Origin of the sequence: Pseudomonas promysalinigenes (assembly GCF_014269025.2) — a bacterium.
Classification (GTDB): Bacteria; Pseudomonadota; Gammaproteobacteria; order Pseudomonadales; family Pseudomonadaceae; genus Aquipseudomonas; species Aquipseudomonas promysalinigenes.
In genome coordinates this window covers 3,109,900-3,124,386 of sequence record NZ_CP077094.1, presented here as the reverse complement: position 1 = coordinate 3,124,386, position 14,487 = coordinate 3,109,900, and the positions used below count along the sequence as shown (strand labels likewise).

The 14,487-nt window shown below is 57.4% G+C and carries 11 protein-coding genes and 1 pseudogene; 6 read left to right on the top strand and 6 right to left on the bottom strand.

The window, feature by feature from the left end:
- Positions 1–25 precede the first annotated feature (25 nt).
- Positions 26–1,117 carry a hypothetical protein gene (locus tag HU725_RS14335; protein ID WP_225915488.1) on the top strand — a complete coding sequence of 364 codons (1,092 nt, stop codon included), beginning with the start codon at positions 26–28 and terminating at the stop codon, positions 1,115–1,117.
- Positions 1,118–1,375: 258 nt separating this feature from the next.
- Positions 1,376–2,101, top strand: a complete 726-nt coding sequence (locus HU725_RS14330) for a ribonuclease T2 family protein (protein ID WP_186478024.1) — start codon at positions 1,376–1,378, stop codon at positions 2,099–2,101.
- A gap of 57 nt (positions 2,102–2,158) precedes the next feature.
- Here HU725_RS14330 and HU725_RS14325 read toward each other — a convergent pair whose 3' ends face one another.
- From HU725_RS14325 to HU725_RS14315, 3 genes are all read right to left on the bottom strand, one after another.
- On the bottom strand, positions 2,159–3,598 hold the full coding sequence (locus tag HU725_RS14325; RefSeq protein ID WP_186478025.1) for a DUF6765 family protein: 1,440 nt from the start codon (positions 3,596–3,598) through the stop codon (positions 2,159–2,161).
- Between the two features lie 296 nt (positions 3,599–3,894).
- A complete protein-coding gene (locus tag HU725_RS14320; protein WP_186478026.1) occupies positions 3,895–5,019 on the bottom strand; it encodes an HD domain-containing phosphohydrolase in 1,125 nt (374 codons plus the stop codon).
- Positions 5,009–7,867, bottom strand: a complete 2,859-nt coding sequence (locus tag HU725_RS14315) for a sensor histidine kinase (RefSeq protein ID WP_186478027.1) — start codon at positions 7,865–7,867, stop codon at positions 5,009–5,011. Before HU725_RS14315 ends, HU725_RS14320 begins: the two co-directional genes overlap by 11 nt.
- Positions 7,868–8,346: 479 nt before the next feature.
- Between HU725_RS14315 and HU725_RS23195 the strand changes: the two are divergent.
- The 4 genes and pseudogenes from HU725_RS23195 to HU725_RS14300 all read left to right on the top strand — a co-directional run.
- Positions 8,347–8,664 (top strand): annotated as a pseudogene (locus HU725_RS23195) (PAS domain-containing protein); the annotation flags it as partial.
- 135 nt (positions 8,665–8,799) lie between these two features.
- Positions 8,800–9,912, top strand: coding sequence for a methyl-accepting chemotaxis protein (locus tag HU725_RS14310; RefSeq protein ID WP_418939669.1), 1,113 nt, complete (start codon positions 8,800–8,802; stop codon positions 9,910–9,912).
- Between the two features lie 27 nt (positions 9,913–9,939).
- Positions 9,940–10,911 carry a chemotaxis protein CheV gene (locus HU725_RS14305; RefSeq protein WP_186478029.1) on the top strand — a complete coding sequence of 324 codons (972 nt, stop codon included), beginning with the start codon at positions 9,940–9,942 and terminating at the stop codon, positions 10,909–10,911.
- Positions 10,896–11,225, top strand: a complete 330-nt coding sequence (locus HU725_RS14300; RefSeq protein ID WP_186478030.1) for a hypothetical protein — start codon at positions 10,896–10,898, stop codon at positions 11,223–11,225. The genes HU725_RS14305 and HU725_RS14300 overlap by 16 nt, the downstream gene beginning before the upstream one ends.
- 74 nt (positions 11,226–11,299) lie before the next feature.
- On the opposite strand, the gene HU725_RS14295 is transcribed toward HU725_RS14300, so the two are convergent.
- From HU725_RS14295 to HU725_RS14285, 3 genes are all read right to left on the bottom strand, one after another.
- Positions 11,300–13,351, bottom strand: a complete 2,052-nt coding sequence (locus tag HU725_RS14295) for a TonB-dependent receptor (protein WP_186478031.1) — start codon at positions 13,349–13,351, stop codon at positions 11,300–11,302.
- A 75-nt stretch (positions 13,352–13,426) separates the two neighbouring features.
- Positions 13,427–13,834: a DUF2946 family protein gene (locus tag HU725_RS14290; protein ID WP_186478032.1), complete on the bottom strand. Its 408-nt coding sequence runs from the start codon at positions 13,832–13,834 to the stop codon at positions 13,427–13,429.
- Between the two features lie 105 nt (positions 13,835–13,939).
- Positions 13,940–14,431 (bottom strand): DUF1543 domain-containing protein, encoded by a 492-nt coding sequence (locus HU725_RS14285; protein ID WP_186478033.1) that lies wholly within the window; start codon positions 14,429–14,431, stop codon positions 13,940–13,942.
- Between the last annotated feature and the right edge of the window lie 56 nt (positions 14,432–14,487).

The following is a 14,487-nucleotide window of genomic DNA, read 5'->3' as shown; positions in this document are numbered from 1 at the left end:
ATAGCCCATCCATGGAGTGGAACCTGTGCCTAAATCTACCAATTCGCTCGCATTCGCGGGAATGATGTTGTACCTCCCAAGCCTTTATGCTGCCGCAATCGCGACGCCAGCGGCGACTGTGCAAAGCTATCTAGCTCCGTGCTTCGAAGTGGGTAAAGGCGTCAATTGTGAAGTCTCGGCTGTGGCGCTCACCGGGGAGAGCCTCGTACTTGCCAATGACAAGCAAATGCCTAAGGCAGGCGACCCAGCAATATTCACGTTGAAGCTCGACAAGCAAAAGATTGTCGGTACTCCCTCATACTTGGAAAGCAGCATGCTGCGAAGCGCAGACAAGTTTGAGGGGCTGACCACCACGCTCGACGGGAAGTACGTCATTGCCATCACGGCCTTCAATAAGGAAGGAACAGCGCAGAATCCTTCGGCAGACGCCTTGAATACGCTGCTTTACTGGCCAGTTGGCAATCCAGAGAAAGCAGCGATCATCGTTCCATCGACCCGTGGCCAGATTACCAGCTCGCGTGGGTTACGAGAACGGATCGGTAAAGCGGTAGGCTCGCCTTATTTTCAGGTCGAAGCGCTCTCAACCGCCCCTGGTGATCGTCTGCTAGTGGGCATTCGTAAGTTCGGAGTCAATAGCAATTCCGCAGATTATGCGTTCTTGCTGCTGTCGATTCCTTGCTCAATCAGTGAGCAAGGGGTCGAGCTTGGCGACGAGGTTGAGACCCTGTGGAACCTAACACCTGACCAGTTGGCCCAGAGGCTGGGAATGGAGGCCGGTGCGTACCCAGAGTTGGGTATTTCTGGTATTGAGTTCGATCGCTACAACCAAGATCGCTTTTACGCAGTCACAAGTTTCGAGCGCGATGACAAGATTGGCGGATTTCTCTGGGTCTTGCCGCTTACCGAAGGCAAACCCGGTAGGCCACAGCCTGTAAGACTAAATGATGGTTCTGCGCTGGCCTTCATCAACAAGCCAGAGGGGGTCGAAGTGCTGGATGGTCGCAGTGTATTGATTGTTCATGACGATGATCGAATGAAAATCAAGGAGCCTGAGAGTAACGTGCAGCGCCAGGACCATGAGTTTGTATACAGTGTGGTGACATTCGGGAACAAATAGTTCAGCGCGCACTGGCCGTCGTACACGGGGCATCTTTGTTCCGTAAGACGAAGCCGTTGGCGTGGCACCCCGATTCAAATGGGAATCTTCTATGCACGGGTGTGCGCATCTGCTGGAAACGATGGTCAGTTTGGGTGCTCATCGAAACCTTGACAGCGTGAGCCCCCATCATTTTTTACCAGTAGACGCTGCGTATTCAGAGCTGATTGACTGGGCTTACGCCGCTGACCGGGCGCCCTACTATCAAAGGACTGAATAATGCGCTCCCATATGACCTTTTTACTTCTACTCACATCGTTCTGGGGTACCCACGCGGCTGCGTTGGATGCTAACGAAGAGGCCGGTGCTGACGCCCCGCCTGCCCAATTTCTAGTCTACTCGGTAACCTGGCAGCCCACGTTCTGCATCATGCGCCCCATGACTGGAGGTTGTGATCAGGTGCCTCAAGCATTTTTGACCCACGGTATATGGCCGTACAGCGCGAGTGTAGGCGATCGTACCAACCGCCACCCGCAGTTTTGCAGCACCTCTCCAAGCTGTAAGGGTGAGGCTTGCGCAATGAGTGAGAGCGATATGAAGCACGTTCTCGCCAATGAGGCCTTGAGAAAGCTGGTTACCCGCGATCCTGAAGGGATGTTCGCCCACGAGTGGAGGAAACACGGTACCTGTTCGGGCAAAACCGTTCAGCGCTACTTTCAAGATTTCGTCGACCTTAGAAAGTCGGTCGTCATCGAGAATCCGGCGAAATTCGACAGCATGATCGGGCGCGCTACGCCGTTCGCGAAAATACGTAAAGTCTTCCCAGCCAACACGGCATTTCGATGCTACCGAGATCACAAGGGCGAACAATACCTGCACGAGGTTTTTTACCTGGTCGACGAGGGCGGCCATCCCTACGAGCAGGAGAAGAATCTGCAAATTGGTGTCCAGTGTGCTGAGCAGGACACTTGGATTCCTCGGGGGGCGCTCCGATCCGGGGGTTGACGCGCTAATAGAGAATCCGATACCTCATCGGGTATCGGATTCCTGGGGTCAATTGGCTTATTCGAACAGATTCACGATGCTGTCAGACAGCGTGCTGTGCTGCTTCGACCACGCCCCGGTAAATTGATAGATACCATTAGCCTTGAGATAGTGCTTGATAAAGTGGAAGTGGTAATCTGCCGCAATCTGGAACAGGTAAAGATCACTTTTGGCGTTTACGTAGGTCGTGCCATTCTTGTCGAGCACGCCTGCCAACACCGCTTTGGCATCCGGCTCTGGAAGGGTGTCTATCTGCGCCAGGGGTTGTTCGGTCAGCACCCGCTGCCATGCCAATTGCGAAACTAACCGACCTGGTACGAATTTGCCGAGTTCGCAAGGTGTTTCAATTGCTTGTTTGGCATTTCGAAGATTGGCTTTGAATGCTTCATCCATTTCAAGCCGGCGCCCAGTCTTGGCTTGGTGGAACAAACTGGTCAGCTCGACCCAGGCGGCTTCATATTCCCTGGGGTTGTCTCGCTCGATCGTTTTTCTAGGGTCTGACCAGCACGGCTTGTAGCGGAACTTGACCGAGCTGAAGTCTGGGAAGTGCCCTAGCCAGCCGTGGCCCAGGTAGCTGGTTGCATTGGGAGTGGCTTCGAAATTCGAATTAGGCACGTGCTGAGTCAAATAACCAATGGCGCTGTTATGCATGGTCAGCACCGTCTGCTTCCAATCTTTGGACGAACCATCGGTGTAATAGATACTTTGCCGCCCAAGCCCTTGTTTTAGCGGGTTCCAGGAGTCTGGGTCGTAGTCTGCATCCCAGTAGGTATTCATCACGTTGTCCAGGCCGCAATGGTCTTGATGCGCCCAGGTATCGGCAATCACGTGCGCCCGCACACCCAGCAGAATCAACTTGAACCTGTGCAGAACGTCCGAACGATCGGTGCCTAGCATCTCTGGGCCACCTGCGGCCAGGCTGATGATCCTTGCCAAGCGGTCGTCGTCGGTTGCGCACAGCACGGCGTCCTCAACCAGCTTTCTGGACAGTGCACTTTGCGGCCGATTGAGCATTTGCCCGAACTCTAGGTCTTTCACTGTGCCCGGGTTGTATTTTCTTAATATGTACTCGCCGCCTCGGGTATCACGCTTGATGTGGCGAGGCAAATAATCGGCAACGGTTGCGCCATGGACGTCCTCTCGGCTGGGCGTGCCTGCCGGGTCGTCGTAGTTGCCAGGGATGAAGTGATAAGCGCACCACACGCTGTCTTCAGGATGTTTGAAGGTACCCCAATATCCGTGTTGGAAGGTGTAGCGAGGCTTGTCCATCTTGGCAATGATTGTGTAGTGAGCGGACTTCTTTGTCTCACTCACCAATGACCAGTCAGCGTTGTACTCGCCCTCATGAAAGAAGTCGATAAAGTTGGACGCCTTTGCAATCAACGTTGCATCGGCGTTGTCAAACCCTGCACACATTGCTGAGTGGAAAGTGCCGTAATAATGAAAATCCTGATCCATGCTGCCTCCCGTGGGCGGTTATATGATGGAAGTCGCCCGGGGGGAATGTATAGCCGCGACGCAGGCGTGATGTCAAACTGATATCGCTTATTAGTTAATGCCTATCTCTATGATTAAGATTCAATATATTGAAGTGTGTATGTGTGATGCTCGGTTAATAGCGATTCGCTTCGAATATTTCATGGCTTAAAAGGCGAGGGCCCCAGTCATACCCTCTTGAACGGAAAGAGCACGATCAAGATTTTCATGGGGCGAATTTGAACCCGCCTCAATGAGGCACTACACGTAGCAAGGCGTTAGTGACGGCCCGCAGGCTGCGAATGGGATGATTGAAGCAATTGCTCACGCCTGGATGGGTCGTGGTCGGTGATCCTCGACTTTTCGAAGCACTGCTCGATCTGCTCGAAACAACCCTCAATGACTTCCACCAGCCTCGGATCGAAATGCTGGCCAGCCTGCTCCCGGATAAACGTCTGCGCCCGTTGAGCGCTCCAGCTGGGTTTGTAAGGGCGGGGCATCCGCAACGCATCATAGACGTCGCACAGCGCCACGATTCGCGCGGCGAGGGGTATCGCCTCGCCGCTCAGACCCCGTGGGTAGCCCGAACCATCCCATTTCTCATGGTGGCAGTAAGCGATCTGCGCCGCCATTTCAGTCAGCTCGTCCATCGCGCCATTGTGCAGAATGCTATAACCGATGCCGGGATGCTCCATGATGACTTGTCGTTCCTGTTCGGTCAGCGGCCCTTGCTTGAGCAGAACGTGGTCAGGAATGCCGATCTTGCCAAGGTCATGCATTGGCGCTGCCATTCTCAGACGCTCGCACCAACTGGCGGGCTGGCCAATCGCTGCTGCGATCAGTGCTGCCGAATCGCCAATTCGTTGGATATGATCACCGGTTTCATTGTCCCGATAACTCGCAGCCCGGCCCAATGCGCGGATCGCAGCGCGGTAGCTTTCCTGCAATTGCAAGGTGCGCTGCAACACCTGTACTTCCAGATCGAGATTGGCCTTCTGTAAGCGGCTGGTGGCCTGCGCCAGGCGCAGACAATTGCGCACCCTCAATACCAGCTCGGGCAGGTCCAACGGTTTGGGCAGATAGTCATTCGCGCCCAATTCCAGGCCTTTACGCCTGCTCTGAGCGTCGGTCAGCGCAGTAAGTATGATGACCGGCTGGCGAGAGCGATCCCGCTCGCTCAGGTGTTCCAGTATCTGAAAACCGTTAGGCTCTGGCATATCCAGATCGAGCAATAGCAAGTCCCATGAGTTGGTCTTCAGCCACTGCAGCCCCGCAGCCGAATCAGAAAAACACGTGACATTTGCCAAGCCGAAGGCTTTCAGGCTTGAGCTGAGCAAGCGCAAGTTAGCAGCGACATCGTCGACGACCACGATGCGCACATCGTCTGGAATATCAGTGAACATGGGTGGACTCCTGTTCCAATAACGCCGTGAGCAATTCAGCGAGTTCTTCACGGCTCACAGGTTTTGCGAGCACTCCCTGAAATTCGATACCCAGCATTGCCAGCTTGCGTGGCTCGCTACCTATCAAGACCACAGACATCTGCGCGGCACCGGCTGCGCGCCGTATTCGGCCGAGCAGCTCCAGTGGCTGCTGCTCGGGATCGCAGTCAAGCAACAGCACATTCGGTGCTCCGTGCTCGCGCGCTCGTATCAGGCACGCCTCCAGCGTGCCGTGCACGAAGCTGGTACGTTTGCTTACCAGCATCGGTAATTGGAGGACGATGTCCACATCGCTGCCAGCATAAAAAACCGTTGGTGAGGCCTTGTCTTGCTTGTATTCCAACTGCTCGGCATCAGGTAGCTCGATCCAGAAGCGGCTGCCTTCACCTGGCACGCTGTGAACGCCCATCGAACCGTTCATCAGCCCGGCCAACTCTCGGCATAGCGCAAGGCCGATTCCTGTGCCCTGGATCGCGGTGTTTTCCTTGCCCAAGCGTTGGAACGGCTCGAACAGCTCGGCCTGTAGCTCAGGCTCGATGCCCATACCGCCATCTTCTACATACAGGCGCAGGGCCCCGGCCAGCGACTCGGCACCTGCGCACAGCATACCCTCGGGGCGGTTGTACTTAATCGCGTTGGAGAGAAGGTTCAAGAGCACTTGGCGCAGACGCCTGGGCTCGGCCTGTACCCAAAAGTTTTCCGGTACAGGCCGCAGCTCAAGCCTGAGCCCGACCGCCTGGGCTTGAGCCGCCATCATCTCAGCGCACTCCTCCAACAATGGGGCGACTTGAACTGGTCGCAGGCTTAGGTGCTGGGTTTCTGCTTGCAGGCTCGACCAGTCCAGCAGATCGTCCACCAGATTGCCGAGGTGGCTGCTCGCTGCCAGGATCTCCTGGGTCTGGTCCCGGACAACTGCATCCTGCACGTGCATCTGCATCAGCTGGCCAAAGCCATGGATGGCATTCAGGGGCGTTCGCAGTTCATGGCTGATGCTGGAAATGAATCGCGACTTCGCCCGGTTCGCCGCTTGCGCTTGGTGGGTTCGCTCCTTAAGGTCGGCCTCGGCCAGCTTGAGCCTGTCGATATCGACCAACGTGCCTAGCGCAGCGCGCTGGGTACCCACCGAGACATCGAGCATGCGACCTTGGCACAACACCCACAAAGAATTGCCGTCGGCCTGACACACCTTCAACTCCAACTCGATACGCTGGGTATTGCCACTGCGAAGGCTATCGAGCACCCCCTGGAATTGCCTCGCGCTTTGGGCATCAAGCCGTTCCAGGAATGCTTCACGGGATATCTGGTTATTGGGCCACCCCAGGCGCTTGCACAAACCACCGTGCAGGCTCATGCAATCGTCTTCCAGGTGATATTCCCACATGCCCGAAGTGGGGTAATCCATGATCAATGTCAGGCGATGCTGTGCCATGCGTCGATGCAGATCGCTGGTTGCCAACTGCCCGCCCATGGTCAGCACGTCGCCAGCCATCGCGTCGAGTTCTTGAATCTGCGATTCGGCACGCAATGGTTGCCATTGCCCTTTGCCGATTTCGCTCAGCATGCCTCTGATGTCGTCGATGGTTTTGCGTAAACGCTCACTGAGCCTGCGCGAACGCCGCCACAGCACACTGAAATAAGCGAGGTAGAACAGCACCAGACCGGCGATCATCAGGTAGCCGATATTACGATAGTGGGCCGCCAGTGCGTTCGTGGTACTCATGACCGCTTCCTTGTCGACAACTGCCAGCAGATGCCACCCCGTACTGCCAATCGCGCTCCAGGCGATCAAATGCTCTCTGCCTTTGAGCGCCATTTGCAGGTTGCCTGATGGGCTGTCGTTCAATTGGCTGGCCAACCGTGCGGTGTCGCTGCGTAACCTTAAATTGAAGTTCTGTGGTTTGAACTGCTCGGTGCTGAGCTTGTTTTGGCTTGGCACCTTGAGTAACTCCTGCAGGTCGAAATCGTGTTCGGCTTTTTCAGGCATCGCCATGATGGTTCCATCACGTCCCACCAGCAGCATGTAGCCATCCCAAGGCACATTGAGCTTTTCCAGCTGGCCTAAGACGCCGCCGATGGTTACATCGATGCCAATCACCCCTTCGAGGAAGTCGGCTGTGTAGACGGGCGCGATCGCCGACATCATCCAGCCGTGGCCAGCGGGGTCTAGGTAGACGTCGGTCCAACGCGTTTCTCGTTGTGGGTTGTGCGCCGAGTCAGCCAGATAATAAAAATTGAAGTCAGGTATGCGCATGTCGGGCGGATATTGCTCGTCGGTGCGAAACCAGGGGTAAATGCGGTTGTAGCTGTCCCAACTGTTGAAATAGAGGCTGGCGATGGTCGCATCATGGCGTTGGATTTCCACGAACACGGTATCCAGCGTGGCCAGCCGGGCGACTTTGTTCAGGTCGTGGTGCTCCAGTGGGGTAGCGGCCGAGTAGAAAGAAGCTGCGCCGCCCACGTCGGTAGCACTGAACCGTGCGCCTTGCGGTGATACTGCCAGGGTTTCTGTGGTTGCCGGGGCTGGGCCCTGCAACGCACGTTGGGTCAGACGTGCCAGCAAGCTTGCAGTGGCGCTGATGTGCTCAAGTTGATTCTCGATGATCTGTGCATTCTGCTCGGCGCTGGCGGCCAGGCTTTCGCTGGCACTACGGTCCAGATAGCCCAGTTGTGCGTCGCGGATGGCCTGGTTGCTCAGCAGATAGCAGCCAACCAGGACCGTTTCGACGAGCACCAGCGGTATCAATGCGCTGCGCATGAATGCGCGCCACATCCACTGTCGCAACATGACACGGCCATGGCTCTTGCTCATTTCGCCTCCTTGCATGCCGACTGGCAGCAATGATAGTGGCATACAGACACTATTCGTTTTATCGCTCACCAGCTCAAATTTCAAACTCCCTTCGTCGACTCATTCTAGGAAACAAAGGAGCGTTGCAAACGTGTCTTTTCAGGGCGGAGCGAAATAATAAAAATTTCCAAATCGCAGGGGATATCCCCAGTTTATAAATCGCGGATGCAAACCTGTCGCTTTTACACGTAGATAGCAGGCTAAGTACTGACGTGGCTCAAAGATGCATGCAAAAACGACAGATGTAACAAGATAATTCTCAGTGGCGGATTGACATCAAATGGCCACCTATTAGGCTCCACTTCATCTCATACCTGAGACAGGTGCCATCACCCAGAACCCCATCCCGACCGCCTCGCCCGAACCGCAGGACGCATGTGAGCGCTAACGACTAGCCATACACATAACATTGCCTACAGCGTTCAAAGAGGGTTTGCATCATGCGAACTAATCTTCCGGTCACTCAAAAAGAACTCGAGTTTTCAGCAGGTCAGCGGCTGATTTCCGCAACCGATCTGCACGGTAAGCTCACCTACTGCAATGACGAATTCGTGGCGGTAAGTGGCTATACCCGTGAGCAACTGCTTGGCAGCCCCCACAACATCGTCCGGCACCCCGATATGCCCAGTGCGGTGTTTGCGCACATGTGGTCCTACCTCAAAGAGGGCAAGAGCTGGATGGGGGTGGTGAAAAATCGCTGTAGTAACGGCGACCACTACTGGGTCAACGCTTATGTCACACCGATCTTTTCCCAGGGCGTGCTGACCGGCTACGAGTCGGTGCGGGTCAAACCTGATCGAGACCAGATCCAGCGCGCGATCGACCTGTACGCCAGGCTCAAGAATAACAAGCAGACCAGGGCTGTTCGCGAGCGCCTGGGGTTCTGGGTACGCATGCTGCTGCCGCCCACGTTGATGGCGGCAGTCAGTGCCGGAGTGTTCGAGCTGGCCGGCACCTTGCCAGGGGCTCTGACCGCCGCCGCTGGCATGTTCGCGCTGCAAGGGCTTGCCGAAGTGTTGGCACGCAAGACACTCAACAGCATCCGCAGTGTTTCGGCAGGCAGTTTCGATAGTGAGCTGATCGCTCGAACCTACACCGATGAGCGGGGCATGGCTGGGCAACTGCAGATGATTCTGATCAGTGAACAAGCCAAAATTCGCACGGCGCTGAGCCGCTTGGGCGACTTCGCCAACCAGACAGCGGCGCTTGCGACCCAGAGCCAGTCACTGTCCCGCCAGTCCGAACAGGCCCTGACCAAACAGCGGGACGAGGCTGACATGGCCGCCACCGCCATGAATCAGATGGCAATGTCGATTGCAGAAGTGGCCGTGCATATCAATCACACCGCCAAAGCAGCCGATGAGGTCAACCTCCTCACCCAGACCGGTTCGCAGGAAGCGCAAAAGACCCGGCACGTCATCGAGAAACTGGCAGAGACGGTCGAAGCTGTGAGCCATTCAGTCGAGGGGCTGGCCAACGAAACTCAGACCATACAGCAGGCGGCGAACATGATCCGTTCGATTGCCGAACAGACCAACCTGCTGGCACTCAATGCGGCCATTGAAGCTGCACGCGCCGGGGAACAAGGCAGAGGTTTTGCCGTGGTCGCCGATGAGGTACGGGCCTTGGCTTCTAAGACTCAGGAGTCCACGCAGACCATTCAGCGCATCATTCAGACCCTTCAGGACGTGGCCAATCAGGCAGTGGCCGTGGCGCGCCAAGGGAGCGGCGAAGCAGTCAGCGGTGTGGCCCAGGTGATCAGCACGCAACAAGCGTTGGACGGTATCAACACCGCAGTCAGCCGTATCCATGAGATGAGCCAACAGATGGCTACCGCTTCAGAGCAGCAGGCCCATGTTGCCGAAGAAATTTCCCGGCAGATCACCAGCATCGCCCAAGTCTCGGAGCAGAACGCCGATATCGCCGAAAACTCGTGCGCTTTGGGCGGCGACCTGGAGAACACCGCTCATGCCCTCAACGCGTTGGTCACACGGTTCAATGGCTGAATCCAATCGGCAAGATGAGGTGAAAAAATGGCTGGTTTACTGGAAACCGTCGACAGCCGCACCCAGCTGGCTGGCAAGAACCGTCTGGAGTTATTGCTGTTTCGCTTCGCGGACAAGCAGCGCTACGGCATCAACGTTTTCAAGGTGCGAGAAATCCTAAAGTGCCCACCGCTGTCGCACTTGCCCGGTTCGCACCCCGTGGTCCGCGGCGTGGCCAACGTACGTGGCAAATCGATCTCGATTCTTGACCTCGCCCGGGCTACTGGCCTACAGGCGTTGGAAAACCTTGAGCAGGCCTACGTCATCATCACTGAGTACAACGGCCGTACTCAGGGCTTTCTGGTCAGTGCGGTCGAGCATATCGTCAACCTGAACTGGGAGCGCATTCATCCGCCACCCAGTGCTAGTGGGCGGCACAACTATCTCACCGCCGTCACCAACGTCAACGGAGCATTGGTCGAGATCATCGATGTGGAAAAAGTGCTGAACGAGGTGTCGCCGGTTGCGGAGCAACTGAGCGAGGCAACCCTTGATGCCGCACTTCGGCAGCAGGCCAGCTGCTTCAAAGTACTGATCGTCGATGATTCTTGCGTGGCGCGGCGGCAAGTTAGCCGGTGCCTGCAGGCTATAGGCGTTCAGGTGTTGGCCTGCAATGACGGCGGCCAAGCGTTGGGAATGCTGAACACCATGCTGGCCGAAGGCAAGCAGCCCCCCAAGGAGCTGCTGATGATGATCTGCGATATCGAAATGCCGGAGATGGACGGCTACACGCTCACCGCGCAGGTTCGCGCCAACTCGCAGCTGGCGAGCCTGCACATTGTGCTGCACACCTCTCTTTCCGGGGCGTTCAATGAAGCCATGGTTAAAAAGGTTGGCGCGGATCAGTTCGTCGCCAAGTTCCGTCCTGACGAACTGGCAGGCCTGGTAACGGCGCGCATCCGTCAGTTCGCTCTGGATACATCCCTCGGCGAGGCAAGTCAGCCATGTTCGAATATCTAAAAGATGTACGTGCTCCAGGCTGTCCAGAGGTGGCTTGCCGTTTGGCTGCCATGGTTGCGCACCCTTATGGGTTGAACAAGCTGGAACGCTTGATGGGCGATATCCTGATTCACGCCGACCATCGTGAGGGCCGTATGTGCCGAGTCGCTCGCCAATTACACATTGCCCAATGGGAGTTGGAGGTCATCTGTGCGTCGCGCAGCGTCGATCAGTTCAACCTTGCTTTGCTGGCAGCCCATGGCCAGCTGGCGAGTATGCTCGAGATGGACTGGGCCGAATATTGCCGCCTGGTATGTAGCGAGCAAGCGGTGTAGGGATTTGGCCTGGCCGTGCGCAAGTCAGGGCGCAGCGCACGGCCAGGTTCACTCATCGCTGAGCCAGGACGCATTCAGAAGTCGAACGTCACCCCGGCATACAAAGCCCGGCCATCTCCAGGTGAATGCAGCGAGGCATCGGCACCATCAGGGTCGTACCAGACGTACTCGTAGTAGCGGTTGGTCAGGTTCTTCAGTTGCAGGTCCACGCTCATCGTTTCGCTGAGCTTGTAGGTCGCGCCCAGGTTCATCAGTACGTAGCCGCCGTACGTGCCCTGGGTATTCTCACGCTCCAGGTAGTAGTTGGTCTGGCCGTTCGCCCAGGCGCTCAGTTGCAGGGCAGGGGTGGCTTGGTAGCTGATGCCGGTGTTCCACAGGTGGTGCGGTACGTGGTCGATTTCCTTGCCTTTGCTGTCGGGCAATGCGCTGCTGGGTTCAAGGATCTTCGAGTATTGCCAGGAGTACGACATCCACACTTCGGTACGCTCGTCCGGGTGCACGTTGACTTGCAGATCGTAACCCCAACGACGCGTTTCACCGACGTTGTCCGACTCGCCACTCGGGTCATTCAAGCGACGGCTCACTTCGCCAGAGGCGTCTTGACGCCAGTAGGCCACGCGGCCATCGATCCAGCTGGCTGGGGTGAACTTGACGCCGGTTTCCCAACCTTCGTTGATCGATGGGTCCAGGTCCTCGTTGCGTGGCGGCACCTTGTAGGCTGCGGCGCCGGTCCCGACTTGGAAGGTCCGGCCCCAGTTGGCGTAAACGCTGGCGAACTTCCATGGCGAATAGACAATGCTGAGCTTGGGCTGCTTGATCAGCCCGTAGTCGTTGATGTCGTAGTCCTGCCCGGTGATCTTGTTGGTGAAGTCACCACTGATCTTGTCCACCCGGTACGCGGGCACGATCTTCAGTGACTCGAACGGCTCGATCTCTGCCTGCACGTAGGCCCCGACGGTGTTGAAGTCGAAGTCCTGGTCGCGGGTCTGGGCCTGACGCACCCGTTCCACGGTGCGATAGCGTTCGCTGCGGTTCTGCTGCTTCTGCACATCGCTGCCCCCTTCCAGGGCGAAGGCGTGCAGCCAGTCCACCTGCGGCCGCCAGGTCAGCGAGGTGATGGCGCCGTACTGGTCTTCGTAGGTGTCGCGCTCCTGTTGTGAGCTGGTGCGCCAGTACTGTGTCCAACGGCGGTCGTCGAAGGTGTTGAGGTAGGTCTTGGCCGACCAGGACAGGGTGTCGGCCAGGTCTGTGTCGAAGTGCACGCTGACCTGGTTCATCCGCCGCGTGCCTTTGTCCGTGGCGTTGTAGGCGTTGCTCATGCGCGGGTGATGGCGGGCATCGTCTTCGGTCAGGTAGCCGGCCTCCTGGGCTTCGGACTCGTAGTGGCGGGCGATCAGGCCAAGGCGGTAGCTGCCATCGTCAGGGGTGTAGAACCACTTGCCGCCAAAGCTGTAGCGCTGGGTGTCGGCATGGTCGCGATAGCCGTCGACCTGCTGGCGACCGAAGAAATAGTTCTGCGTCCAGTTGCTGGTCTCGATGCCCTTGGCCAGTTGCACTTCGCGGGTGTTGAAGCTGCCGTAGCGCACGCGCGCCTTGTTGTAGTTGCCGCCGGTGCGGGTGTTGATGTTGACGTTGCCGGCGATGTTGTTCAGGCCGTAGCGTGGGTCGCTGGTGCCGCGCACCACTTCGATGCTGTCGATGTCCATGGGGAACACCGAGTCGATGAAGGGCATGTTGCCGTCGTTGGTGTTGCTGGGGATGCCATCGATCAACAGCTTCACTGCGTTCACTTCGCCTTCGCCATTGAAGCCGCGAAACGATAATTTGCCCGAGGTGGTGCCTTGGTTGAATTCGGTGAGCATCACCCCTGGCGCGCGGTTGAACAACTCCCAGCTGTAGGTCACGGGCATTTTTTCGAGGATATCGCCGCCCAGGATGTCCACCGAGCTGAGCACGCTGCTGGTGGCCAGCGGGCCGCTTTGATTGCCGGTCACGGTAACCGCGCCGAGGGTGAGGGTGGAGTTTTCAGCGGGCAGTGTTTCGGCAACGGCCAACGACAATGGGCTGAGGCTGTACAAAGCGAGCACGGGCAGAACGGCACGTGCGGTGCAACGCAACGCAGACATGAGTGGTTTCCTGGAAACTGTCGGGCAGGGCTGCACACCGCAGTCACGGGGCAGCTGTGGGCAAACAACGACGGCTCAGGCCAGGGGGGAGGCGCGGGGGTTCAGCTTTGGCCACTGTTCGCGTGGCAGTGGCAGCCTGTGGCTGTCACCGAGCAGCAGTGCGTCGGGCCAGAAGCGGGGAAACAGGTGGCGATAATAGTCGCTGGCCAGCAAGGCATGCCCGGCGTGCCCGCAACAGCAGTCACCCGCCGGGTGTTTCGTTTCCGGTTGATCATCGAGTTGCGGCAGCTCGGCCTTGAGCTGCGCCAGCAATGACTTGGGCAGGCTCTGCGCACCATGCAGGCTGCAGAAGCTGCCGAGGATAAGTGACTGGCTATCGATGCGGGGTGTTTGCAAGGCACGGTCGAGCGGCATCGCCAGCAGGTTGAACAGCACGGCGAAGCAGGCAAACAGACACAAATGTGCGCGAGCACGTAGAGTCATGACGCCCCCGGATGGATGAGGCGAGCATTAAGCCGCATCCTGGTGTCGCTGTAAAAGGTCAGCGGTGCGCCACTTTGTCGCGTGAAGGCGCAGCAACTGAACCCATCACAGCACGATGTAGTCGCTGAACTGGCGGATGCCTGCATGTTCGCCCTCGACCAAGTGCACATAACGCCCGCTCACCAGGTCCACCGGCAAACAGTCGTCGATATCGATTACCGCGTCTGTATGGGGTTTGAACCAGCCCTGTGCCATGCGCTGTTTGCCCAGGCGCTTGGCCTGGGCCTTGTCGACGGCTGCTACCAGCGCGTAACGATGCGCCTCGCCGAATACCTGCCGCTCATAGCCACCCAAGTTCAGGAAAAACAGGCGCATGGAGCCAGGCCCCGGTGCTGCCTGGCTCAGCTCGACCCGGTAGCCATCGACACCGTCGACTTCCAGCCAGGAGTCAATGTGCAGGCCCTCAGGGCTGCCGAACCACGTATGGCGCAGGTGCGGGTGCAGTTGCGCCAGGCTATCGGCCTGGGCAAAAACCACGTCATGTACCTCTATGTGTGCACGAGGGTGGCGACCGCCAAGCATCACGATATAAAGCATGATCAATCCTATCGGGCAGCGAACAACGCGCTAGTGTGAACACTGCAGCATTGTTC

Coding starts and splice junctions, on each gene's coding strand:
- HU725_RS14330 (WP_186478024.1), top strand. CDS start 1,376: ATGCGCTCCCATATGACCTTTTTACTTCTACTCACATCGTTCTGGGGT.
- HU725_RS14325 (WP_186478025.1), bottom strand. CDS start 3,598: ATGGATCAGGATTTTCATTATTACGGCACTTTCCACTCAGCAATGTGT.
- HU725_RS14320 (WP_186478026.1), bottom strand. CDS start 5,019: ATGTTCACTGATATTCCAGACGATGTGCGCATCGTGGTCGTCGACGAT.
- HU725_RS14315 (WP_186478027.1), bottom strand. CDS start 7,867: ATGAGCAAGAGCCATGGCCGTGTCATGTTGCGACAGTGGATGTGGCGC.
- HU725_RS14310 (WP_418939669.1), top strand. CDS start 8,800: ATGCTGCTGCCGCCCACGTTGATGGCGGCAGTCAGTGCCGGAGTGTTC.
- HU725_RS14305 (WP_186478029.1), top strand. CDS start 9,940: ATGGCTGGTTTACTGGAAACCGTCGACAGCCGCACCCAGCTGGCTGGC.
- HU725_RS14300 (WP_186478030.1), top strand. CDS start 10,896: ATGTTCGAATATCTAAAAGATGTACGTGCTCCAGGCTGTCCAGAGGTG.
- HU725_RS14295 (WP_186478031.1), bottom strand. CDS start 13,351: ATGTCTGCGTTGCGTTGCACCGCACGTGCCGTTCTGCCCGTGCTCGCT.
- HU725_RS14290 (WP_186478032.1), bottom strand. CDS start 13,834: ATGACTCTACGTGCTCGCGCACATTTGTGTCTGTTTGCCTGCTTCGCC.
- HU725_RS14285 (WP_186478033.1), bottom strand. CDS start 14,431: ATGCTTTATATCGTGATGCTTGGCGGTCGCCACCCTCGTGCACACATA.